Annotated in this window: 26 protein-coding genes and 1 tRNA gene; 15 read left to right on the plus strand and 12 right to left on the minus strand. The window is 68.0% G+C overall.

Translation table 11 applies throughout. The features are described 5' to 3' along the window. Nucleotides 1–160 precede the first annotated feature (160 nt). Complete coding sequence (locus tag ACP96_RS04955) at nt 161–628, minus strand: hypothetical protein (protein WP_050024958.1); 468 nt, start codon at nt 626–628, stop codon at nt 161–163. 97 nt (nt 629–725) lie between these two features. Here ACP96_RS04955 and ACP96_RS04960 point away from each other — a divergent pair, with 97 nt between their 5' ends. Continuing rightward, on the plus strand, nt 726–1,850 hold the full coding sequence (locus ACP96_RS04960) for a CobW family GTP-binding protein (RefSeq protein WP_050032465.1): 1,125 nt from the start codon (nt 726–728) through the stop codon (nt 1,848–1,850). A 21-nt stretch (nt 1,851–1,871) separates the two neighbouring features. Here the strand turns inward: ACP96_RS04960 and ACP96_RS19120 are convergent, their stop codons facing one another. After that, a complete protein-coding gene (locus tag ACP96_RS19120; protein ID WP_004046465.1) occupies nt 1,872–2,024 on the minus strand; it encodes a hypothetical protein in 153 nt (50 codons plus the stop codon). Nucleotides 2,025–2,163: 139 nt separating this feature from the next. Between ACP96_RS19120 and ACP96_RS19125 the strand changes: the two genes are divergently transcribed. Beyond that, entirely contained in the window at nt 2,164–2,331 is a 168-nt protein-coding gene (locus ACP96_RS19125; RefSeq protein WP_202593915.1) for a hypothetical protein, read from the plus strand. A gap of 56 nt (nt 2,332–2,387) precedes the next feature. Here the strand turns inward: ACP96_RS19125 and ACP96_RS04965 are convergent, their stop codons facing one another. Further along, nucleotides 2,388–3,557 (minus strand): glutathione-independent formaldehyde dehydrogenase, encoded by a 1,170-nt coding sequence (locus ACP96_RS04965; RefSeq protein ID WP_050032467.1) that lies wholly within the window; start codon nt 3,555–3,557, stop codon nt 2,388–2,390. Nucleotides 3,558–3,780: 223 nt separating this feature from the next. Here ACP96_RS04965 and ACP96_RS04970 point away from each other — a divergent pair, with 223 nt between their 5' ends. Then, entirely contained in the window at nt 3,781–4,098 is a 318-nt protein-coding gene (locus ACP96_RS04970) for a DUF5785 family protein (RefSeq protein WP_050024963.1), read from the plus strand. Between the two features lie 25 nt (nt 4,099–4,123). Here ACP96_RS04970 and ACP96_RS04975 read toward each other — a convergent pair whose 3' ends face one another. After that, on the minus strand, nt 4,124–5,566 hold the full coding sequence (locus tag ACP96_RS04975; RefSeq protein WP_050032468.1) for a bifunctional metallophosphatase/5'-nucleotidase: 1,443 nt from the start codon (nt 5,564–5,566) through the stop codon (nt 4,124–4,126). A gap of 290 nt (nt 5,567–5,856) precedes the next feature. Here ACP96_RS04975 and rpl7ae point away from each other — a divergent pair, with 290 nt between their 5' ends. From rpl7ae to ndk, 4 genes are read left to right on the plus strand one after another with little or no spacing between them, the layout of a single operon-like run. Beyond that, nucleotides 5,857–6,219 (plus strand): 50S ribosomal protein L7Ae, encoded by a 363-nt coding sequence (gene rpl7ae / locus ACP96_RS04980; RefSeq protein WP_050024965.1) that lies wholly within the window; start codon nt 5,857–5,859, stop codon nt 6,217–6,219. Between the two features lie 6 nt (nt 6,220–6,225). Beyond that, complete coding sequence (locus ACP96_RS04985; protein ID WP_004046478.1) at nt 6,226–6,450, plus strand: 30S ribosomal protein S28e; 225 nt, start codon at nt 6,226–6,228, stop codon at nt 6,448–6,450. Nucleotides 6,451–6,453: 3 nt separating this feature from the next. Continuing rightward, entirely contained in the window at nt 6,454–6,642 is a 189-nt protein-coding gene (locus ACP96_RS04990) for a 50S ribosomal protein L24e (RefSeq protein ID WP_050024967.1), read from the plus strand. Further along, nucleotides 6,643–7,122: a nucleoside-diphosphate kinase gene (gene ndk, locus ACP96_RS04995; protein ID WP_050024970.1), complete on the plus strand. Its 480-nt coding sequence runs from the start codon at nt 6,643–6,645 to the stop codon at nt 7,120–7,122. Nucleotides 7,123–7,283: 161 nt separating this feature from the next. Here ndk and ACP96_RS05000 read toward each other — a convergent pair whose 3' ends face one another. From ACP96_RS05000 to ACP96_RS19715, 3 genes are all read right to left on the minus strand, one after another. Then, nucleotides 7,284–8,531, minus strand: a complete 1,248-nt coding sequence (locus ACP96_RS05000; protein ID WP_050032469.1) for an outer membrane protein assembly factor BamB family protein — start codon at nt 8,529–8,531, stop codon at nt 7,284–7,286. A gap of 80 nt (nt 8,532–8,611) precedes the next feature. Next, a complete protein-coding gene (locus tag ACP96_RS05005) occupies nt 8,612–9,325 on the minus strand; it encodes a carbonic anhydrase (RefSeq protein ID WP_050024974.1) in 714 nt (237 codons plus the stop codon). Nucleotides 9,326–9,424: 99 nt separating this feature from the next. Further along, nucleotides 9,425–9,559: a hypothetical protein gene (locus tag ACP96_RS19715; protein ID WP_268762293.1), complete on the minus strand. Its 135-nt coding sequence runs from the start codon at nt 9,557–9,559 to the stop codon at nt 9,425–9,427. 186 nt (nt 9,560–9,745) lie between these two features. On the opposite strand from ACP96_RS19715, the gene ACP96_RS05010 reads away from it, so the two are divergent. Both ACP96_RS05010 and eif1A read left to right on the plus strand, forming a co-directional pair. Next, entirely contained in the window at nt 9,746–10,411 is a 666-nt protein-coding gene (locus tag ACP96_RS05010) for an AAA family ATPase (RefSeq protein WP_082222470.1), read from the plus strand. Between the two features lie 120 nt (nt 10,412–10,531). After that, on the plus strand, nt 10,532–10,816 hold the full coding sequence (gene eif1A / locus ACP96_RS05015; protein ID WP_050024976.1) for a translation initiation factor eIF-1A: 285 nt from the start codon (nt 10,532–10,534) through the stop codon (nt 10,814–10,816). Nucleotides 10,817–11,569: 753 nt separating this feature from the next. Here eif1A and ACP96_RS05020 read toward each other — a convergent pair. Both ACP96_RS05020 and gpmI read right to left on the minus strand, forming a co-directional pair. After that, nucleotides 11,570–12,712: a thiolase family protein gene (locus ACP96_RS05020; RefSeq protein WP_050032470.1), complete on the minus strand. Its 1,143-nt coding sequence runs from the start codon at nt 12,710–12,712 to the stop codon at nt 11,570–11,572. 84 nt (nt 12,713–12,796) lie between these two features. Beyond that, complete coding sequence (gene gpmI / locus ACP96_RS05025; protein WP_050032471.1) at nt 12,797–14,362, minus strand: 2,3-bisphosphoglycerate-independent phosphoglycerate mutase; 1,566 nt, start codon at nt 14,360–14,362, stop codon at nt 12,797–12,799. Nucleotides 14,363–14,523: 161 nt separating this feature from the next. Between gpmI and ACP96_RS05030 the strand changes: the two genes are divergently transcribed. From ACP96_RS05030 to ACP96_RS05045, 4 genes are all read left to right on the plus strand, one after another. Beyond that, a complete protein-coding gene (locus ACP96_RS05030; protein ID WP_050032472.1) occupies nt 14,524–15,195 on the plus strand; it encodes an ArsR/SmtB family transcription factor in 672 nt (223 codons plus the stop codon). Nucleotides 15,196–15,293: 98 nt separating this feature from the next. Further along, on the plus strand, nt 15,294–16,214 hold the full coding sequence (locus ACP96_RS05035; RefSeq protein ID WP_050025697.1) for a DMT family transporter: 921 nt from the start codon (nt 15,294–15,296) through the stop codon (nt 16,212–16,214). Between the two features lie 71 nt (nt 16,215–16,285). Then, nucleotides 16,286–16,879, plus strand: coding sequence for a GNAT family N-acetyltransferase (locus ACP96_RS05040; RefSeq protein ID WP_050032473.1), 594 nt, complete (start codon nt 16,286–16,288; stop codon nt 16,877–16,879). A gap of 111 nt (nt 16,880–16,990) precedes the next feature. Continuing rightward, nucleotides 16,991–17,563, plus strand: coding sequence for a hypothetical protein (locus tag ACP96_RS05045; RefSeq protein WP_050032474.1), 573 nt, complete (start codon nt 16,991–16,993; stop codon nt 17,561–17,563). A gap of 54 nt (nt 17,564–17,617) precedes the next feature. Here the strand turns inward: ACP96_RS05045 and ACP96_RS05050 are convergent, their stop codons facing one another. Both ACP96_RS05050 and ACP96_RS05055 read right to left on the minus strand, forming a co-directional pair. Then, nucleotides 17,618–18,070, minus strand: a complete 453-nt coding sequence (locus tag ACP96_RS05050) for an RNA-binding domain-containing protein (RefSeq protein WP_050032475.1) — start codon at nt 18,068–18,070, stop codon at nt 17,618–17,620. Then, a complete protein-coding gene (locus tag ACP96_RS05055) occupies nt 18,067–18,714 on the minus strand; it encodes an AAA family ATPase (RefSeq protein WP_050032476.1) in 648 nt (215 codons plus the stop codon). Before ACP96_RS05055 ends, ACP96_RS05050 begins: the two co-directional genes overlap by 4 nt. Before the next feature lie 103 nt (nt 18,715–18,817). Between ACP96_RS05055 and ACP96_RS05060 the strand changes: the two genes are divergently transcribed. Together ACP96_RS05060 and ACP96_RS05065 are read left to right on the plus strand one after the other, a co-directional pair. After that, nucleotides 18,818–18,892 (plus strand) — tRNA-Arg (locus tag ACP96_RS05060). A 243-nt stretch (nt 18,893–19,135) separates the two neighbouring features. Next, on the plus strand, nt 19,136–19,672 hold the full coding sequence (locus ACP96_RS05065; RefSeq protein WP_050032477.1) for a hypothetical protein: 537 nt from the start codon (nt 19,136–19,138) through the stop codon (nt 19,670–19,672). Between the two features lie 32 nt (nt 19,673–19,704). On the opposite strand, the gene moaA is transcribed toward ACP96_RS05065, so the two are convergent. Further along, a complete protein-coding gene (gene moaA, locus ACP96_RS05070; RefSeq protein ID WP_050025688.1) occupies nt 19,705–20,703 on the minus strand; it encodes a GTP 3',8-cyclase MoaA in 999 nt (332 codons plus the stop codon). Nucleotides 20,704–20,764 lie beyond the last annotated feature (61 nt).

Consider the following 20,764-nt stretch of genomic DNA (forward strand, 5'->3'; position numbering starts at 1 on the left):
GCACCTCACGCCTCCCCAGCCTCGTCGGCCGGCCTCCGCTTCGCTCCGGCCGCCCGATTCCCTCGCGCGTGCTCTTCGCGCCCAGTGGGCGCTCAGAGGCACGCGCCACCGCAGTTCATTTATAAGCCTGAGAGGTCAGATTCCGGCCTCACCCGCTTGTTCACACCCGCTCGTCGAGCACCGTCTCGTCGCCGTGGCGGACTTCGACGCGTTCCGGAACGGCCGCCTCCGTGAATTCGACGGCGATCTCGTAGGGATGCGTTTGGCCGATATCGGAGCACGGGCCGCCGTCCCAGTCGGGATCGTCCTCGGTGGTCAGCCGGAGCAGTAGGCGGTCGGCGTCGAGGTCGGCCTCGATCAGGTCGACGCGGTAGCAGTCCCGCGATCCGCCGAACAACCACCCCCTGACGGTGACGCGCGGCGGGTCGGCGTCGACCGCGCGGAGCAAGACGGGGGTGTCACTGAAACTCGGCTCGTCGGGTTCGAACTCGTCAGTGTGCTCGCGGCGGAAGGTCACTTCCGCGCCGTCGACGGTTTCCGGAATCTCGCCCCACGGCGGAGTCGGACACCCCGCGATCGAGGCGGTCGAGACAGCGGCCGCGGTCGAGAGGAGGGCTCTGCGGCGCATAGTGGAGGGCCTCCCGGCGGCCATGGTAAACTTTGTGACGGGTGGAATCCCACCGATCGATCGTTTCATACTGATAGCACGTCTCACGGTAACACACATGAGCGACGACCGAATTCCCGTGACCGTTCTCAGCGGGTACCTCGGCGCCGGGAAGACGACGATGGTGAATCACCTGCTCGCGAATCCCGGCGACAGGCGGATCGCCGTCATCTTAAACGACATGGGCGAGGTGAACGTCGACGCCGAGCTCGTCGCGCGCGAGAACGACGACGAGGGGATCGTCGACCTCTCGAACGGCTGCATCTGCTGTCGGCTGCAGGACGACCTGCTGAGCGAGGCCGCGGCGCTCGCGGAGTCCCGCGAGTTTGACTACCTCCTCGTCGAGTCGTCGGGCATCTCCGAGCCGATCCCGATCGCGCGGGCGTTCACGGAGGGGACCGAGGACAGCGAGGTCGACCCGACCGAGCGCTTCCGGCTCGACACGATGGTGACCGTCCTCGACACCTACGGGTTCTGGAAGGAGTTCGACGCCGGGGAGAGCCTGCCGGGCGACGGGGAGTCGACCGCGGACCGCCCCCTCGCGGACGTGCTCGTCGAGGGGATCGAGTTCTGCGACGTGCTCGTGCTGAACAAGACGGACATGGTCCCCGACGACGTGCTCGACGAGATCGAGTCGGTCGCCGACCGTCTCGGTCCCCGAGCGAAGCGGATCCGGACGAGCTACTCCGAGGTCGACCCGGACGACGTGCTCGACACCGGGCGGTTCGACTTCGAGACGGCCAAGCGGTCGCCGGGGTGGAAGCGGGCGATCGCCGAGAGCGAGGGCGGCGGTCACGAACACGGAGGGGAGGGAGAGAGTCACGCGCACGACCACGCCGAGGGCGCCGCCGCGGCCCACGGGGTCGACTCGTTCGTCTACCGCTCCGGCGACGCCCTCGATCCCGAGTCGTTTGCGGAGTGGCTCGACGACTGGGACGGCGCGATCGTGCGGGCGAAAGGGGTCGCCAACGTCGCGGGCACCGACGAGGTCATCGGCGTGAGTCAGGCCGGGCCTTCGGTGCAGGCGGGACCGATCGGCGAGTGGGGCCCCGACGACGATCGCCGCTCGCGGCTCGTGTTCATCGGCAGCGAGATGGACGAAGCGCGGATCCGCGGGGAGCTCGACGGGCTGGCGACGACCGACGCCGACGAGGCGTCGGCCGCCGACGCCTTCCCGCTGTGAGGCCGCGCTAACGCTGTCGAGTCAGATCCCCAGTTCCGCCTGCAGGTCGTCCCAGTCCTCGTGGAACCCGTGGGTGGACTCGGTCTCGGCGCCGACCGCCGACTGGTAGACGTCGTCGTACTTCAACAGCTCCCCCCAGCCGTCGTGGAACGCCCAGTTGCAGTACTTACACATACGGACCGCAACGCGCGGGACCGACATACCGGTTTCGGCGGGTCGGACGCGGAGACTGCGCTCTCCGAGCGCCGACAGAGTGAACCCCGCTCGTGGCGTACGGTACCTATCAACGCGGTCAAGCCGCGACGAGACACTCATGGTCACCTACAGGCGCGGCGGACACGTGCAGGGGAGCGACGACGCGGTCGAACGCACCTGCAAGCACTGCGGTTGGCACTGCGTCGCCGACGGCTACCCGGAGCTCGTCGGGCGGTACCAGTCCCACCTCCGGGACGAACACCCGAAGGCGTGGCTCCGAGCCTGATCGTCCTCGGGGTCTAAAAAGTCGGAACGCGGGCGGCGAGGCCTCGCCTCGACGGTTCAGGGTTCGAGCAGAACTTTCGTGACGCCCTCCTCGCGGGCGTCGAACGCCTCGTACATCTCCGGCGCCTCGTCGAGGTTGACGCGGTGGGAGACGACCCAGCTCGGGTCGGCACGGCCCTCGATGATCATGTCGCGGAGGTACCGGTTGTACGCCTTCACGTTACACTGGCCCGTGCCGCACTTGAGCCCCTTCTCGAAGAACTTCCCGAAGTCGATGCCGAGCCGCCCCTGCGCGGCCATGTCGTCGGGCGCGCCCGGGTCCTCCGGCACGTAGAGCCCGGGGATACCGAGCTCGCCCGTCGGTCGGACCACGCGGATGAGGTTGTTGATCACGACCGCCGGGTTCTCCTTGGCCGGCTGGTAGGAGTAGTCCTCGGTGTCGGTGTCGACGTCGTCGGGGTCGGTCGCCTGATACCCGACCGCGTCGACGCCCTTGTCGACCATCCCGCCGTGCTCCTCGATGATCTGGTCGACCGGGTCACCCTCGGAGAAGTCGATCGCGTGGGCGTCGCAGTGCTCCTCGGCCAGCTCCAGCCGGCTCGGCACCTGATCGACGATGTATATCTCGGCGGCGCCCTTGAGCTTCGCGCTGTAGGCGGCCATCAGTCCGACCGGGCCGGCGCCGAAGATGGCGACGGACTCGCCCGATTCGAGGTTCGCCAGTTCGGTGCCGTGCCACCCCGTCGGGAAGATGTCCGCGAGCAGCGAGAACGAGTCCTCGTGTTCGCGCCCCTCGGGCAGTTTCAGCGCGTTGTGGTCGGCGTACGGGACGCGCAGTTTTTCGGCCTGTCCGCCCGGATACGGGCCCATCGCGACGTATCCGTACGCCCCGCCGGCGAAGCCGGGGTTGACGTTGGTACAGAAGCCGGTGTACCCCTCCTCGCAGTTCTGACAGAACCCGCAGGAGACGTTGAACGGCATCACGACACGGTCCCCCTCTTCCAGCGTCGAGACAGCCTCGCCGACCTCGGAGACGATTCCCATGTTCTCGTGACCGAACACGATCCCCTCTTCGGCGGCGGTCCGTCCCTCGTACATGTGGAGGTCCGAGCCACAGATACAGGAGGTCGTGATGTCGACCACGACGTCGTTCGGGTGTTCTATCTCCGGGTCATCGACTTCTTCGACGGCCACGTCGTACGGGCCTTGGTATACAACAGCTCTCATGTGTGATCCGTGTGATCAATGGGCTGCATGTATTCTAAACGTTTTTACATGATATTATACTATTAATAAACTAAGGTATAATTTAATTATGCGAGACTCGTTCGCGCATTCCGCCGGAGACGAGAAACGAGCGGCCGAATTGGCCGGCCCTGACCGCCGGACCGATCCGAGCCACGTCTAGTCTTCCGAAATGACTATGCCCGGTCCCGATGAATCGGGAGGTATGGACTGGCCACACGACCCCGACGGCGAACAGGGGAGCGAGGGCAGGCGGCAGTACGGACATGCGGTGCTCGCGAAGAAGATCGACGAAGGGGAAGATTTCCCGCTGTCGGCCGCCGACTACGTCGAGCAGTACGGCGACCACCCGATCCGGATCGACTTCGAGACCGTCGTTTCCGTCGAGGAGATCTTCGAGCACGTCGAGAAGGAGGAGTTCGCGGACTTCGTCGAGTTCCACCAAGAGCTCGGCCGCGCGATGCGCGAGAACGGCTACTGGTTCTACGAGGGCGCCGAGCAGTTCGTCGACGGCAGCGCGTAGGCGGTCTCGCTCTTTTGACCGGATCTCACCGACTCTCGCCGGCGATCCCCCTCCGGTTCCGGATCTCGATCCGACCTTCGATTCGCGGGTCGATCCCGCGTTCCCGAGCGTAGTCGGCGAGCACCTCGTACTGGATATCACCCTCGTCGATCCGGTGGCGCTGCGCGAGCGTCGGGAACTCGTGGTCGGAGTGGAGCAGGTACTCCGAGACGGCGACGGTGTAGCGCGCCTCGGGGTCGATCGGCTCGCCGCCGACGGCGGCCTCCAGAAGGAGCTCGGCGTCGGCGTCCCAGACGACTCGGGCGTTCGAGACGTGGCCGTGCCACCAGTCGTCCTCGCCGAAGTCCACGTCGGGCGCGGCCATCTCGCGGAGCACGTCCCGAAGCTCCGCGCCGGTAACGGACGCGAGCGTTACGGGTTCTTCGAACGGAATCAGGCTGATCAGGTCGGCCTTCGTCACGTCGCCGTGCCACGGGTTGCCCTGTCGGAGCCCGCCCGCGTTCGACAGCCCCACGTCGGCGTCGAGGGCCCAGCGGAACGCGTCCGCGACGAAGTTGCCGACGCGGCACTCCCCGCCGTGGACGACCTCGCCGTCACGCTCGATCGGCTCAGCGACCCGGTCGACGGCCTCGTCGAGGTCGGCGGCGGCCATCCGCTCTTCGAGGGCGGCCTCCAGCCCGGCGATTGGCTCGGCGCCGTCCGGCTCGTGGAGGGTCGCGGTGGGGGCGGACTCCCCCTCGGCGTCTCCCCCCCGGCCGTCTCTCGTCCCGCCGAACTCGACCTCGACGACAGCCTCGCCGTTGACGCCGGGGCGGACCAGCAGGGTGTCGGTCACGCGCTCGTTGCGCGGGCTGTGAATGTGCCCGCCGAGAACCGCGTCCACGTCGAGCTCGCGGGCGAGGTCGTCGTCGCCCGCGCCGAGATGGGAGAGGACGACGGCGTAGTCGAGGCCGTCACCGCTTTCGGCGGCATCGGCGCGCATCTCGACGAGCGCGTCCCGCGCGGCGGCGACGGGGTCGTCGAACGAGAGGTCGGCGGCCATCGGATTCAACGAGTCGGTCGCGGGGTCGGTGACACCGACGAATCCGACGGTCGCGCCGTCGATCCGCCGCGTCGTCCACGGGACGACGCCCTCGTCGCGGCCGAAGGGGTTCCCGTCCTCGTCGCGGACGTTCGCGGAGACGAAGGTCGCGGTGGCGTCGTCGACGAGCCCGCGAAGCGGGTCCGGCCCGTAGTCGAACTCGTGGTTGCCGAACGTGTCGAGGACGGTGTCGGTCGCGGCGTAGAAGTCGAGGACCTGCCGACCGGTCGCGACCAGCGAGAGGACCCCCGGCGCGGTGGTGTCGCCGGTGGCGACGACGGCGGCGTCCGGGCCCGAGAGCTCCCGGATCCGGCCGGCGAGGCGGGCCGCCCGCTTGGGGGCGTCGAAGACGTTCTCGATGTCGGAGTAGTGAACGAGGCGGACCATTGGACGTGGAAGAGGAAGGGCGAGCGACGCTTAAAAAGCGCGGAGTTCGAGTGGCGGGTCGTCGCCGTTGTGCGCCGCGGCGGATCGGTCGAACCGTCACGAACGCCGTAAGTGAGGCGGGTCCACCCCCGTGATCCCCGCTCGCACACGCGCAGGACATTGAAAGCGCTTTTATGGATGTCCGGACTACGTCGCTTCACAGCCTCTGCGGGGTTGATGATGTGCCGTGCCGTTAGGGATCGACCACGGTACGAGCACGCGAGCCCGCGCGGAGGATAGGTGAACAACATATGCCCGTTTACGTAGACTACGAAACCCCAGCCGACCTCGCAGAGCGATCGCTTGAGGCGCTCGAGGTCGCCCGAGACACCGGTACCGTGAAGAAAGGAACCAACGAGACCACGAAGGCCGTCGAGCGCGGCAACGCGGACCTCGTCATCGTCGCCGAGGACGTCTCCCCCGAAGAGATCGTGATGCACCTCCCCGAACTCGCGGAGGAGAAGGGCATCCCGGTCGTCTTCGTCGACACGCAGGACGAAGTCGGCCACGCCGCCGGCCTCGAAGTCGGCTCGGCCGCCGCCGCCATCATCGACGCCGGCGACGCCGACGACGACGTCGAGGACATCGGCGAGAAGGTCGCGGAGCTTCGATAACCACCCATGAGCGCAGAAGAGGGCACCGGCGACTCGACGACCGCGGAGGTCATCGAGGTCGTCGGCAAGACCGGGATGCACGGCGAGGCCATGCAGGTCAAGTGCCGCATCCAGGAGGGATCGAACCAGGGCCGGATCATCACCCGGAACGTCCTGGGCCCCGTCCGCATGGGCGACGTGCTCCAGCTCCGGGAGACCCAGCGCGACGCCGACTCAATCGGAGGGCGATAACCAATGGTCGAGACACGAACCTGCGACTACACCGGCGAGGAGATCGAGCCCGGCACGGGCACGATGTACGTCAAGAAGAACGGACAGATCCTCCACTTCGTCGACTCGAAGGCCGAGAAGAACTACTTCCTCGGCCGCGAGGCGCGCGACCTCGAGTGGACCGAGGAAGGGCGCGAGCAGGGTGGCGAGTAGATGAGTCACCACGACGAGCGCACCTTCGTGATGGTCAAGCCCGACGGCGTCCAGCGCGGCCTCATCGGCGAGATCGTCTCTCGCTTCGAGGAGCGCGGGCTGAAGCTCGTCGGCGGGAAGTTCATGCAGATCGACGAGGACCTCGCTCACGAGCACTACGGTGAACACGAGGACAAGCCGTTCTTCGACGGCCTCGTCGACTTCATCACCTCCGGCCCCGTCTTCGCGATGGTGTGGGAGGGTGCGGACGCGACCCGGCAGGTCCGCGCGATGGTCGGCGAGACCGACCCCGCCGAGTCCGCCCCGGGCACGATCCGCGGCGACTTCGGTTTGGACCTCGGCCACAACGTGATCCACGCGTCGGACCACGAGGATGAGGGCGCCAACGAGCGCGAGATCGACCTGTTCTTCGACGAGGACGAACTCGTCGACTACGGCCTCGACACCGCCGCGTGGGTGTACGAGGACGAGCAGCACTGAGCGGCGCACCACTTTTCGGTTTCTTCGACGCCGCGTTCCCGCGAGCGGTAGCTATTCCGACACACCTCGTTTCCGGTGAAACCACATCTGAAATTCGGTGACTGCGACGCCGATCCGGAGAAAGTTACCTGATAAACTCGCCCGCAATGGGTCTCCGCCCCTCAGTCGGAGAACGCCACAATCCGACCGTCCTCGGTGACCACGAGCACCTCGACGCTCCCGTCGCCGGTCGCGTCCGCGAACAGCGGGCCCGCGTAGACGACGGCGCCGCCGGCGCCGCCGACGTCGCCGCGAGCGATCGCCTCGCCGTTCTGGTTCAGCGCGAGCACGCCCCCGTTCTGGTTCACGGCGACCGGCCCCGGTGAGCCGTCGCCGTCGACGTCTGCGACGCCCGGCGCATTCACCCGGGTATCGCCGCCGTACTGCTGTTTCCAGACGACCTCGCCGTCGAGCAGGTCGACCGCCCAGACGCTCCCGCTCCCGCTGACGTAAACGCGACCGGGGTCTGCGTCGCCGACGGTGACGGGCAGATCTTGGAGCCCGACCTCGTAGCGGCTCCCACCGTCGGCGACGTCGATCGTCTCCAAGTTCCCGTTCGCGCCGCCGAGCGCGAGCACCGGGCCGCTCCGAGTGTCGGCCGCGCTCCAGCTCAGGGGCGTGACCGACGGGGTCGTCGTCCACCGGGCCTCGCCGGCTGCGTCGAGCAGGGTGATCGTCCGGTTGTCGTCGGCCGCGGTCGCGACCGCGAGCCCACGGGGGATATCGTCCTCGGAACTGCCGAAGTCGACGGCCAGCGGTCGACGATCAACCGGCGCGCCGAGGTCGGTCTCGAACAGCGTGTCGCCGGACGCATCGACCGCTCGGACTCGTCCGTCGGTCGTGACCGCGGCGACCTCGGCGTCGCCGTCGCCGTCGAGGTCGCCGATCGCCGGCCGGAGCCCGCCCGGTCCGTCGAGGTCGACGGCGAACCGCTCGGTTCCGTCAGTCGGGTCGAGAGCGACGAGCGAACCGGACTCGGTCGTGAACGCGACGACCTCATCGCCGCCGAGTTCGCCAGTGACTAGCCCGCTCGTCGCGGGGGGATCGGTGCCGTTGCCGTCGCCGGTGTCGCCAGTGCCGGCGTCCCCCCCGCTGACGGTCGTCCTCCACTCCACGCCGCCGCCGACGGCGGTGGCGCGTATCGTTCGATTTCCGTCCTCGATCGTCGGCTGGAGGACGAGCGGGTCGCCGTCCATGGTGGCGACGACCGCGCCGCTGCCGTCGTCGCCGGCGACGGGATCGGACTCCCAGACGACTTCGGCGTCGATCGTGGCGTCGTCGACGCCGACGAACGCGAAGAGGGCGACCCCGACGCCGGTCGCGCCGCCGGCCAACAGGATCAGGCTCGCGAACAGAACGCGGCGGTCCATTACCGTGGGGTTTGGTCGTCGCGGTGATACCCCTGTCGGATGCGGCGGGGTGGAGTACAAGAGCGTAGCGCCGAGATGGGCTATAGCAGCGTCGCGACGCGGTCCGCGTGCTCCGGGCCGACACGCTCGCGGAGGGCTTCGGGGTCGCGCTCGCCGTCGGCGTTCACGAGGTAGGCCGCGCCGTCCGGTCCCTCGTACGCGCCGTGGAAGTCGTAGACGAAGCCGTACACGTGGGCGGCGGCCGCTTCGTCGGCCTCTCGGGCGATCGCCACCTGTTCGTGGACGTTGTACTCGACGAGGCGGTTCCGGACGCTGGCGGCGTCCTCGCCGTCGCCCCGTTCGTCGTCGGCCTCGCCGTCGCTGTCGAGCGCGTCGAGGCCCGCCTCGACGATCGGGACGAGCTCCTCCACGTCCGCCCTGACGCCGGGTTCAGGGGGGAATTCGCCGGTTCGGACCGCGGAGAGGGCCGCGCCGACCGCGCCGCACCCGGTGTGTCCGACGACCGCGAGCGCGTCCGTTCCGGTGTAGGCGAGCGGGTACGCGACGCTCCCGGAGAGCACGCGCTCGCCGTCGACGCTGTCGCTCACGCGGTTCCCGATGTTGCCGACGGTAAAGAGAAATCCCGGTCGGTCGACCGCCCACATGCCTTCCTGAGAGACACGCGAGTCCGAACAACAGACCGAGACGACCGGAGGACGCTGGCCGTCGCGCTGGTCCGCGAAGGCGTCCGCATCGAGCGACGCGACGTGCTCGTCGTTGCGGTCGAGGAGTTCGGTCAGGAGGTCGCGACCCATACGCGGTGACTCGGTCCCGGGTCTGAAAAGGGAGACGGACGTGGCGAGAATCGGTGCCGGAGCGAGAATCGGGCGGTCAGACAATCCGTTCGAGGGCGCTCAGACGACCAGTCCGACGATCTGAACCAGAAATCCGACGACGAAAACGGCGAGGAGAGCGATCGTCGCTACCACGACCGCGGGCGAGAGCATCTCGTCGTCCTGATCGAGCACGAGCGACTCCATGTCTTCCATGCGAGATCTGTCGTCGCGGCGGGATTTGAACGCTTCGCTCGGCGGAGCGTCAGGACCGACGCCCGTGAAGACCCGAAGCTACGCGTTCGTTCGGCCCTGAAGGGAACCTTCATTTACCTCTCGACGGACTGTGCGGATGGATGAGTTACGGAGGGCGGCCGACCACCGGGGCCGAGGGGGGTGCCGATGTCGAACCGTGACGCGACCGACGGCGGGGGGCCGAAAGGGACGATTCCCGAACCGGCGGACGAAGGGTCCGAACCGGTAGACGAAGGGCCCGATTCGGCTGGCGAGACGAGGAGCTCCTCGGCCGGAGCGGCGACCGCCGCGGAGTCGTCTCCCGGCCCGCTGGTCGTCGTCTGCGGGCTACCGGGCGTCGGCAAGACGACGGTGGCGGAGCGGGTCGCGGACCACGTCGACGGCGAGATCCTCCGGACCGACGTGATCCGGAAAGAGCTGTTCGACGACCCGCAGTACACCGACACGGAGACGGAGGCCGTCTACGCGGAGCTTATCGACCGTGCCCGCGACCGCGTCGCGGGCGGGTCCGCCGTCGTCCTCGACGCGACGTTCGCAGACGCGCGGTTCCGCGCTGACGCCCGAGAGGTGGGCGAGCGAGTCGCGGACGGATTCGCGCTCGTCGAGGTGGCGTGCGACGAGTCCGTCGTCGAGCGCCGGATCGAGCGCCGCGACGGGATCAGCGACGCCGACTTCGAGGTCCACCTCCACTTCAAAGAGCTGTTCGACCGGATCGAGACCGACCACGTCGTCGTCGACAACTCCGGCGACCAGGCGGAGACGTTCGCACAGGTCGATGCCGCGTTCGGCGGGACGGCGCTCGACGGCGACTGAGCGCGGGTGACGATCGGTGTCACGGTGACCCGACCACCGCCTTCTCGTGCCAACAATTCGCACGAGAAACGCGCACACGCGTCTCCCATCACTTATACGGGCGACCGTCATACTACCTGTATGAGCGAAGAATCTGGGCGGAAGAACCTCCGAATGCCCAACGACGACGAAGTGTTCGCCGTGGTGACGGAACACCTCGGCGGGAACCACGTGCGACTGCGCTGCGTCGACGGCGAGACGCGAATGGGCCGGATCCCCGGCCGCATGAAGTACCGAACGTGGATCAGCGAGGGCGACGTGGTCCTCGCGGAGCCGTGGGACTGGCAGGACGAGAAGGCGAACGTCGAGTGGCGGTACGACGACGACGACGCGGACCAGCTCCGGCGGGAAGGTCACATTCAGTAGCGCTGCGACGCGGTGGCGACGAGAGGTGCTTTTGGCTCTGTTGAAACTCCCCTCTCCAGATATACTCTCGTCTGAAACTGCCAGTCGCTAAAGCGTGCGTATCGACCGCAGAGCGTTCTACCAGTTTACAGAGATACTCCGATAGTCGTGTAAGATACCGGGAGTGGGTATATCGGGTTGGATGGGTGGGATTTTATAACCAATCGAGTGGTGTTGCTGTCGGCTGTTTATAAGTGATCGACGGTATTGCGGTAAACACGTCCAAAGCCCCAGCCGGCGAGGCGGGCGCACGCTCGCTGCGCGCTTCAGTCGCTCGCAGGCTCGCTCCTTCCAGTGCTTGCGTCGCCTGCGCCCGCCTCGCCGGCTGCCCCTTTGAGTCCCACCCCGACCGCGCAGCCTCACGCCTCCCCAGCCTCGTCGCTCGCTTCGCTCGCGACTCCCTCGCACCGGCGGTTCGCGGCCCTCCGGGCCGCTCACCGGGGCGCGCCACCGCCTCGTTCGTTTATAATCGATCGTCGCTGTCACTCGTGGCCTTTTAAATGCTGGATCGCCACCACCGATCTGCAATACCCACTCCCGCAGTCGGTCAAGAAGCAGGCACATTCTATCGGCCGATTCAGGATTCAGTTGGGGAACAGAACGCAGTTCTCGTGCTGACTACAAACCCTGTATCTTGCACGTGATCTCTCTCAGGTTCTGAGGATTTCAACAGAGCCGTTCTTTTAAAAAAGGCCGAGCGACGGCGCCGACCGCTTACCTGCTGAACTCGATCGCTGCGCCCTGTCCGAAGCCGACGCAGAGCGTCGCGAGCCCGCGGTCGGCGTCCCGCTTCTGCATCTCGTGGATCAGGGTGACGGGGAGGCGCGCGCCGGAGGCGCCGAGCGGGTGGCCGAGCGCGATGGCGCCGCCGTTGACGTTGTATTTTTCTTCGTCGATCCCGAGTTCGCGCCGCGAGTACTCGCACTGGGAGGCGAACGCCTCGTTGAGCTCGACGAGGTCGTAGTCGTCGATGGTCCGGCCGGCGCGGTCGAGCAGGCCTCGGGTCGCTGGCACCGGACCGATCCCCATCACGGTGGGGTCGACGCCGGCGACGTTGTTCGTGCCGACCTCCGCGAGCACGTCGAGGCCGTGGTCCTCCGCGAACGCCTTGCTCGTGACGAGCGTCAGCGACGCGCCGTCGGAGATCTGCGAGGAGTTTCCCGCGGTCACCGTCCCGTCCCCCGTGAACGCGGGCGAGAGGCCGGCGAGCTTCTCGGCGGTCGTGTCCGGACGGATCCCCTCGTCCGCCTCGACGAGTCCGTCCTCGGTCTCCACGGGAACGATCTCGTCGTCGAAGCGACCCGACTCCGTCGCCTCCGCGGCGCGCTGGTGGCTCCGGGCGGCGTACTCGTCTTGCGCCTCGCGGCTCACGTCGTGCTCCTCGGCGACCTTCTCGGCGGTCATCCCCATCTGGAGCTGGAAGACGTTGTACTGCTCCGAGAGCTCCGGGTGGAGGTGCTGGTAGGAGTCGCCGTCCATGGGGACGCGGCTCATGTTCTCGACGCCGCCGGCGAGGACACAGTCGCGGTTTCCGGCCGCGATCGCGTCCGCCGCCGAGATGACCGACTGCATCGAGGAGGCGCACCAGCGGTTGATCGAGGTCGCCGGCACCGACTCGCCGAGGTCGGAGAGCAGCGCGATGACGCGCGCGACGTTGTTGTCCTGCTCGGTCCGCTGCTGGGCGACCCCCCACATCAGGTCGTCGACGTGGTCGCTCGTCAGCCCCGTCTCCGCGAGCGTGTGGTCGATGAGGCGCGTCGAGAGGTCCTCGCTGCGAACGTCCGCGTAGACGCCCCCGTCGCGTCCCTGCGGCGTTCGGTAGGCGGCGGCGATAACCGGCGTGGTCTCGTCTGTCATGATCGATCACTGGCCGGTCAGGGACTTAAAACGGCGTGGAACCCGAGAGAATCCGACCGGAGTTTCCCGTTTACCGCCTATCGGTCACTTCCTCAGGAGGTTCTCGCCGGTCATCTCCGCGGGCCGGTCGACGCCGATCAGGTCCACGAGCGTCGGGGCGATGTCGCAGAGCGAGCCGTTCTCGCGGATCTCGCGCCCGCCGTCGTCGCCGTCGGGCGTCAGGTAGACGAACGGGACCGGGTTGAACGTGTGGGCGGTGTGGGGGTCTTCGAGGGTTCCCATGTCGTCGGCGTTGCCGTGGTCGGCCGTCACGACCGCGTGGCCGCCCGCGTCGGCGACCGCGTCGAGGAGGCGGTCGAGCTGTGCGTCCACGGCCTCGACCGCCTCGACCGCGGCGTCGAAGTCGCCGGTGTGGCCCACCATGTCGGGATTCGCGTAGTTCAACACCAGCAGATCGGGGTCGTCCGACTCGATGATCCCGACCGCCTCGTCGGTCAGTTCGGGGGCCGACATCTCGGGCTGGAGGTCGTAGGTCGGCACGTCCGGACTCTCGACGATCTCGCGCCGCTCCCCGGGGAACTCCACCTCGCGACCGCCGTTGAGGAAGTACGTCACGTGCGGGTACTTCTCCGACTCGGCGATCCGGAGCTGGGTGAGGCCGGCGTCGGAGACGACCTCCCCGATGGTGTTCTCGGGCATCTGGGGCGGAAACGCGACCGGGAACGTGAACGTCTCGTCGTACTCGGTCATCGTCGTCATCCGGATGTCCGGCTGGTCCAGATCGAACGCCCACTCGGGACGCGTGTCGGTGAGCATCCGGACCAGCTGCCGGGCGCGGTCCGCCCGGAAGTTGAAGAAGACGACCGCGTCGCCGTCATTGAGCCCAGGCTCGCCCGCCACCAGCGTCGGCTCGATGAACTCGTCGGTCTCGCCGCGGGCGTGGGCTCGGGTCGCGGCCTCGACCGCCGTCTCGGCCTCACGCTGCGCCTCGCGCTCGACGATGGCGTCGTACGCCTTCTTCGTCCGCTCCCAGTTCTCGTCGCGGTCCATCGCGTGGTAGCGGCCCGTGACGGTCGCGACGTGACCCGTCCCGCGCTCGTCCGCCTTCGCCGTCACCTCTGCGAGGAACTCGTCGGCGATCTCCGGAGCGGTGTCTCGGCCGTCCGTGAACGCGTGGCTCGTCGCCGGGACTCCGGCGTCGGCGGCGGCGTCGATCAGGGCCAGCAGGTGCTCCACGTCCGAGTGGACGCCCCCGTCGGAGACGAGCCCCATGAAGTGGACTCGACCCCCGGTCGAGTCGGCGTGGTCGAGCGCGTCCGCAATGGCGTCGTTGTCGGAGAGCGACCCCTCCGCGAGCGCGTCGGAGATGCGGGTGTACGCCTGCTTGACGACTCGGCCCGCGCCGATGTTCAGGTGACCGACCTCGGAGTTCCCCATCTGGCCCTCCGGGAGCCCCACGCGCCGGCCGTGGACGACGAGCCGCCCGTCCGCGCCGCGCTCGGTCGCGGCATCGAAGGCGGGCGTCTCGGCGGCCGCGACCGCGTCGCGGCCCGCGGGCCGTCCCGAGGGGTCGACCGGTTCGCCGCCTTCGCCGTCGCCCGCTCCGCCGCCGAGACCCCATCCGTCGAGAATGATGAGTGCCGTTTCCATACCGTCCGTTTTCGATGACGGGGTAACTACCCTTCGCTCCGGTCAACCGCCGCGGGCTTCGACCGATCGCCGAACCGCGATCGGCCGATCGCCCGAAGAGGGACGATCGGTCCGTGTCGCGTAAGTCAGCCTTTTCCCTCTCCGACGCTAACTATACGTTAATGGACTCCGCGGTACTGCTCGATCTCCTCGGCAACGAGAACCGGCGACGCATCCTCCGGCTGCTCGCCACCAAGCCCTGTTACGTCACGGAGATCTCGGAGTACCTCGACGTGAGCCCGAAGGCGGTCATCGACCACCTGCGGAAGCTGGAGGAGGCCGGCCTCATCGAGTCGACCACCGACCACCAGCGCCGCAAGTACTTCCGCATCGCGCGGAGCCTCCGGTTGGAGGTGAGCGTCTCCCCGTACGGTTTCGGGGCGAAGAGCGCGTACCCCGCGAAGAACAGTTTCGACATGGCGGCGCGGTGTCAACACCTCTCGATGGAGGTCCCCGACGGCTCCGGGTCGTCGAGCGATCTGGCCGACCTCGCCGACGAGTTCGGTCGGCTCCAGAACCTCGATCAGGAGCTCTCGCTGGCCCAGCGATGGGTGCAGGGCCGCGTCGAGGACACGCTGGCGGAGATCGACGAACGGCTCGGCATCGAGTCGGACAGCCGCTTTTTCGCGGCGGTCCTCGCCGCGCTGGTCGAGACCGACGGCACCCCCGAGGCGGTCGCCGACGAGGTCGGCGCCCGCGAGGAGACGGTCGCCGACGCCCTCCGGCGACTCGCCGACGTGGGAGTCGTCGCCCGCGACGGCTCCGCCGACGTGGACCGCTACCGGATCCGGTAGGGGACGGCGGTCGGGGGGATCGCCTCTGGGAGGCATCGATCCCCGCACGGCCGGCCGCTTTCGGAACCTTTTGGCGCGCGCCCGGGAGAGGTCGATGCGTGAGCCGAGCACGGAACCTGACGCTGTTCCTCGTCCTCGCCGCAGTGTGGGGATCCGCATTCATGGCGATCAAGGCCGGACTGGCGTACTTTCCGCCGGTGTTGTTCGCCGCACTCAGATACGACGTGGCCGGCGTCGTCATGCTCGCGTACGCGGCGTACGCCGTCGACGACCCGGTCCCGCGGGGGCGCGACGAGTGGGCCGTCGTCGCCGTCGGCGCGACGCTGGTCATCGCTGCCTACCACGCGTTTCTCTTCATCGGCGAGAGCGACCCGGCCGTGACGAGCGCGGTCGCCGCCGTCATCGTCAGCCTTTCGCCTGTCCTGACGACCGTCTTCGCGCGCGCCTTTCTCCCCTCGGAGCGGCTGACGGTCGTCGGCGTGATCGGCCTCCTCGTCGGGCTCGCGGGCGCGATCGTGCTGGCCGCGCCGGACCCGAACAACCTCGCCGGAAGCGGGGCGGTCCCGAAGCTGCTCGTCCTGCTGGCGGCCGCGTCGTTCGCGCTCGGCTCGGTCCTCATGCGGGCGTCCGACGACGACCTCCCGATCGAGACGATGGAGGCGTGGTCGATGCTCCTCGGTGCCGCGCTGATGCATCTGCTGTCGTTCGGACTCGGCGAGTCGGTCGCCGACGTGGCGTGGACCACGGAGGCGCTGCTCGCGCTCGGGTACCTCTCGATCGCCGCCAGCGGGATCGGCTTCCTCATCTATTTCGATCTCCTCGACCGGCTCGGGCCGATCGAGATCAACCTCGTCTCGTACGTCGCCCCGGTGTTCGCCGCGGTCTCCGGGTGGCTGTTCCTGCGGGAGGCGATCACCCTTAACACCGTCGCCGGCTTCCTGATCATCTGCGTCGGCTTCGCGCTGGTGAAGCGGGACGCGTTCAGGGACGCGCTCCGCGAGTACAGCGTTATCGGGTAACGATCCAAGAGACAGGTCAACGCGGCTCACTCCCGGTGTGGTTTTTATACACACCCGCGAGACGAGCGAGTATGTTCCCCGAGACGATCGAGACGGATCGGCTACGATTAGAACCCCGGTGGCCCGAGCACGTCGACCTCGACGAGTGTTACCGGATCTGCTCGTCGGACCCCGGGATCGACGAGGTGACCGAGCACGTCACGTGGGACCCTCACGAGACGAAGAAGGAGACGCTCGAGTTCCTCGAACGCGGCCGCGAGCGGTGGGAAGACGACGAGGCGGCGAGCTACGTCATCCGCCCCCGTGAGGGCGAGGACGGCGCCGGCGAGATCGCCGGCTTCGGCGGCTTCGAGGTCGACTGGGAGAAGCGGACCGCCGTTCTGGGCACCTGGCTCCGTAGGCGGTTCTGGGGCCGCGGCTACTCCGGCGAGCGCGCCGCGGCGCTCGTCGAGGTCGCCTTCGAGGACCTCGATCTCGACCTCGTCGCCGTCAGCCATCTCCCCGAAAACGAGCAGTCACAGCGGGCGATCGAGAAGTACGTGGGGCGGCTCGGCGGTCGCCGAGAGGGGCTGTTGCGGAACCACGTCACCTTCATGGACGGAAGCGTCCACGACGAGATCCGGTACTCGATCTCGCAGGACGAGTGGCGCGACGCGACCGAGTAGCCGGAACGCGGTGGGGATCGGAGCGCGGCGCCGACGAGGGAGACGAACATATTCGGCACCTCCCGCGGCGAGCCAACAGACACTTATGACCGCCGAAACGACTCCGGGCACATGTCTGTCCCCGACCAATCGAACCGAACGAGCGGAATCGTCGGCGGCGCGGCGGGCGGCGCCGTCGCGTACGTCCTCGGCTATCTGGTCGTGTACGTGACGCAGGGCGACCGGATCGAGGAGGGGCTCTCGGGGATCAACTTCTTCGCCGACCTGTTCGGCGGCGACCCGATCTCCACGTGGCAGGCCGCGGGGTGGATGTTCTATAACGCCCACTTCGTCGACATCAACGCCCCCTCGCTGATCGGCGGCGCGCAGTCGGCGAACCTCCTCTCGCAGGGCGAGGGCGGGTCCCTCCTGTTCGTCCTCCCGCCGCTCCTGCTCCTCGTCGCCGGTGTCGTCGCCGGTCGGGCCGCCGACGCCTCCGACCCGGCCGACGGGGCGCAGGCCGGCGCGTTCGTCCTCGCCGGGTACCTCCCGCTCGCGGTGATCGGGGCGTTCCTGTTCCGGTTCTCCGTGGGCGACGGAACGGTGGCGCCCGACCTCGTCACCGCCGTGCTGCTCGCCGGCGCCGTCTACCCGGCGGTCTTCGGCGCGATCGGCGGGGCCGCCTCGTCGCTGCTGAGCGACTGAACGAAGAACAGGTCCGGACCAGATCCGTTTTCCCGATTTCGTCTCCCGGAGCCGTCAGTACTCCGCGTCCTCGGGATCGATCCGGTCGCCGTACTCCCGGACCGGATCGACGGGACGCCCCTCGTCGGTCTCGGGCGCGACGTAGTCGATGAACGCCTCGACATCCGGCTCCCGGACGCGGACCTCGACGTCGATCTCGCCGAGTTCGTCCGGCTCGCCGACCGCGAAGTTGACGACGCCCTCGAACGCCGCCTGCTTTTTCAACGAGAAGTCGAACCCCTTGTCGGTGCTGTTCCGCAGGAACACCCGTCGGGCCGTGTCGAGGATCTCCTGTTCGTGGAGCACGTCGGAGAAGGCGTCGAGGGTGTGCGCCTCGGCGACCAACATTCCGTCCTCGTGGACCGGCTCCGCGTCGGGGAACACGTTCCGGACCGCGTCGGCGACCCGGTCGGTCACCTCGGTGTCGTTGACGGGGGCCTCGATCCGCACGTCGACGCTGTAGATCACGAGCCGTCACCTCGGGCGTTCGCGGTCGCGGGGTCGGCGTCGGGATCGGCGTCAGTGTCAGTGCCGGCGTCCGCCTCGTTTTCTCCGTCTTCCGCGACGCCGAGCACCTCCCGGACGCGGCGTCGGAACGCCGCCAGCGTGCCGGTGTTGCCGATCTCGACGTCGGCCCGTTCGAGGGTCTCGCCGAGCCCGAGGTCGATCTCGCGGGCGTCGCGCTCGCGGAGCGCCTCCAGGTCGGAGTCGGAGTCGTCGCGGCCGCGGTCGTCGAGCCGCTCGGCGCGGATCTCGAAGGGGGCGCGGACCGCCACCAGCGTGAAGTCGTCGCCGAACGCCTCGCGGAAGCGCTCCAGTTCGACGGTCGAGCGGAGGCCGTCGACGAGCACGGTGCCGTCGTCGCGGTCGCTCTCCGCCGCCGCCTCCCGGATCAGCGGGAGGGTCCGGGCGGCGATCGCGTCGTCGCCCTCCTCCTCGCGGAGCGTGCCGGCCATCCGCCCGTGGTGTTCGGCCGGGTCGAGCCCGCGTCGGCGGCACTCGGCGCGGATCACGTCGCCCATGACGACGACCGGGATCCCCGCCTCTGCGGCCACGTTCGCCGCCTCCCCCTTCCCGCTGCCGGGGAGGCCGACGGTTCCGATAACGTTCATTGACGGCGAGTAGTCCCGTCGCAGACTTAGGTCTGCTGTTGGGGCGTCGACGTCGGCGCGAACCGTCGGCGTTTTTGGCGCTGGGTGTGAGAACTCGAAGTGAGGGCACGTAGCTCAGCCCGGATAGAGCGTCGGACTTCTAATCCGACGGTCGTGGGTTCGAATCCCACCGTGCCCGTACAGCGAGGAGCGGAGCGACGAGCGAACCGGCACGCAGGGGATTCGAACCCTATCAGTCGCGCGCAGCGAGCGGTGCGAGGTGCGAGCGAAGCGAGCACCTCGATATGCGAGCGGCGAAGCCGCGAGCAGCGAGCGAGCACGTCTGATTTTGGTTCGAATCCCACTGTGTCCGTTCATTCACAGTACGATCGATGGGACCCGCCACAAGGTACTTCACCGTCCGAGTTGACCAACCGACGGTATGCAGCCCTCCAGACGCGCGCTCCTCGGCTACTGTGGCGTCACCGCCGCGGTCGCGGTCGCCGGTTGTACCGAGGCCGTGCCCGACGACGCAATCGACGGCGAATGGGGCGGTTTCGGACCGACCGATTCCGAGTCCGATGCCGAAACGGTGGGCGACCCGGTCGCCGACGACGCGCCCGTTCAAGTCACGCTCGCGATCGACGAGACGCGGACGCTCTTCAAGAGCCGACACGTCGAGACGGTCAGGCCGGTCGACGTGGATCAAACCGGCGTCCCGTACCTCACCCTCCGACTGTCCGACGAGGGGGTCGAAGCGGCCACCGAGACGGCGAACGCGGCCGGCCTCGGCGAGCGGTACGAGGACGCCGAGATCGCCGTGATCGTCGACGGCGAGGCGCAGAACCGGTTCGGCGTGACGCAGGCGCTGGCGGCCTCGATCGCCGACGGCGAGTGGGACGGCGCCTTCCGGATGACGTTCGAAAGCGAGGAGTCCGCGAAGTCGTTCAGGGAGACGCTCGTTACCGGATCCGCCTGAGAAACCGATTCGAGACGATTTATAAATGCTCCTCAGTCCGCGATCGTCGGCGTTCCCAGATACTCTTCGTTCATCTCGTACTCACCGTCGTCGCCCTCAACCAGATACTCGCCGTAGTAGGGCACCCGATTCGCAACCACCGCCTCGAACGTCTCGGCGATCTCGTCGCGGGTCATCTCTCCCATCGACCGGAGGTCGTCGTTGCGGTTGAGACAGCCCTTCAGGTACCCCTCGTGGGTGACGCGGACGCGGCCGCAGTTGGCGCAGAACTCCTCGTTTTCGACGGGATCGACGATTTCGACCATGCCGCCGCCCTCGCCCTCCTCGCCCACGAAGTACCGCTTCCGGTCGTGCATCTCGCGGTGCTCGACGCGGTCGGCCTTCTCGGCGAGCCAGTCGTGGACGCGCCCGATGTCGACGTTCCACTCCGGCTTCCCGGTCAGCTCCGGCATGTACTGGATGAGCTGGAGCTGGAGCCCCTCGTTGTCGGCGACGTGCTCGACCATCTCCTCGACGTAGCCCGCGGTGTGCGTGAACACGACCATGTTGAGCTTCACGGGGTCGAGTCCGGCGTCGACGGCGGCCTTCACGCCTTCGAGGACCTTCTCGTAGGCGCCGGATTTGGTCACCTCCGCGAAGTCGTCCGGGTCGAGCGCATCCTGCGAGACGTTGACCCGGTCGAGCCCGGCCGCCTTCAGGTCCTCGGCGCGACCGGGGAGGAAGGTCCCGTTCGTCGTCATCGAGACCTCCATCGAGTCCGGCGTGCGCTCGATGATCTCTTCGAGATCCTGTCGGAGCATGGGCTCGCCGCCCGTGAACTTCACCGAGTCGACGCCGTACCCCTCGACGACCTCCAGGAAGCGGACCACGTCGTCGGCGGTCATCTCGTCGTCGCTCGGCTCCATCGGCCCTCGCGTGTCGCCTAACCCCTCGTTGTGACAGTAGACGCAGTCGAAGTTACAGCGGTCGGTGAGCGAGATCCGCACCCCCGTCACCTCCCGTCCGAAGTCGTCCGCGAGTGGACCGGCCATACGCGAACGGAGCCGCCGCGTTCGCTTAAATATCTGGGTCGATCGTGGGAGCGCGTAACGT

This window comes from Halorubrum halophilum (assembly GCF_000739595.1).
Classification (GTDB): Archaea; Halobacteriota; Halobacteria; order Halobacteriales; family Haloferacaceae; genus Halorubrum; species Halorubrum halophilum.

Coding starts and splice junctions, on each gene's coding strand:
- moaA (WP_050025688.1), bottom strand. CDS start 20,703: ATGGCCGGTCCACTCGCGGACGACTTCGGACGGGAGGTGACGGGGGTG.
- rpl7ae (WP_050024965.1), top strand. CDS start 5,857: ATGCCCGTTTACGTAGACTACGAAACCCCAGCCGACCTCGCAGAGCGA.
- ACP96_RS05000 (WP_050032469.1), bottom strand. CDS start 8,531: ATGGACCGCCGCGTTCTGTTCGCGAGCCTGATCCTGTTGGCCGGCGGC.
- ACP96_RS19120 (WP_004046465.1), bottom strand. CDS start 2,024: ATGTGTAAGTACTGCAACTGGGCGTTCCACGACGGCTGGGGGGAGCTG.
- ACP96_RS04970 (WP_050024963.1), top strand. CDS start 3,781: ATGGACTGGCCACACGACCCCGACGGCGAACAGGGGAGCGAGGGCAGG.
- ACP96_RS05010 (WP_082222470.1), top strand. CDS start 9,746: ATGTCGAACCGTGACGCGACCGACGGCGGGGGGCCGAAAGGGACGATT.
- ACP96_RS05005 (WP_050024974.1), bottom strand. CDS start 9,325: ATGGGTCGCGACCTCCTGACCGAACTCCTCGACCGCAACGACGAGCAC.
- ndk (WP_050024970.1), top strand. CDS start 6,643: ATGAGTCACCACGACGAGCGCACCTTCGTGATGGTCAAGCCCGACGGC.
- ACP96_RS19125 (WP_202593915.1), top strand. CDS start 2,164: ATGGTCACCTACAGGCGCGGCGGACACGTGCAGGGGAGCGACGACGCG.
- ACP96_RS04990 (WP_050024967.1), top strand. CDS start 6,454: ATGGTCGAGACACGAACCTGCGACTACACCGGCGAGGAGATCGAGCCC.
- ACP96_RS05065 (WP_050032477.1), top strand. CDS start 19,136: ATGCAGCCCTCCAGACGCGCGCTCCTCGGCTACTGTGGCGTCACCGCC.
- ACP96_RS05020 (WP_050032470.1), bottom strand. CDS start 12,712: ATGACAGACGAGACCACGCCGGTTATCGCCGCCGCCTACCGAACGCCG.
- ACP96_RS05040 (WP_050032473.1), top strand. CDS start 16,286: ATGTTCCCCGAGACGATCGAGACGGATCGGCTACGATTAGAACCCCGG.
- eif1A (WP_050024976.1), top strand. CDS start 10,532: ATGAGCGAAGAATCTGGGCGGAAGAACCTCCGAATGCCCAACGACGAC.
- ACP96_RS05055 (WP_050032476.1), bottom strand. CDS start 18,714: ATGAACGTTATCGGAACCGTCGGCCTCCCCGGCAGCGGGAAGGGGGAG.
- ACP96_RS19715 (WP_268762293.1), bottom strand. CDS start 9,559: ATGGAAGACATGGAGTCGCTCGTGCTCGATCAGGACGACGAGATGCTC.
- ACP96_RS04975 (WP_050032468.1), bottom strand. CDS start 5,566: ATGGTCCGCCTCGTTCACTACTCCGACATCGAGAACGTCTTCGACGCC.
- ACP96_RS04960 (WP_050032465.1), top strand. CDS start 726: ATGAGCGACGACCGAATTCCCGTGACCGTTCTCAGCGGGTACCTCGGC.
- ACP96_RS04965 (WP_050032467.1), bottom strand. CDS start 3,557: ATGAGAGCTGTTGTATACCAAGGCCCGTACGACGTGGCCGTCGAAGAA.
- ACP96_RS05030 (WP_050032472.1), top strand. CDS start 14,524: ATGGACTCCGCGGTACTGCTCGATCTCCTCGGCAACGAGAACCGGCGA.
- gpmI (WP_050032471.1), bottom strand. CDS start 14,362: ATGGAAACGGCACTCATCATTCTCGACGGATGGGGTCTCGGCGGCGGA.
- ACP96_RS05045 (WP_050032474.1), top strand. CDS start 16,991: ATGTCTGTCCCCGACCAATCGAACCGAACGAGCGGAATCGTCGGCGGC.
- ACP96_RS04955 (WP_050024958.1), bottom strand. CDS start 628: ATGCGCCGCAGAGCCCTCCTCTCGACCGCGGCCGCTGTCTCGACCGCC.
- ACP96_RS04985 (WP_004046478.1), top strand. CDS start 6,226: ATGAGCGCAGAAGAGGGCACCGGCGACTCGACGACCGCGGAGGTCATC.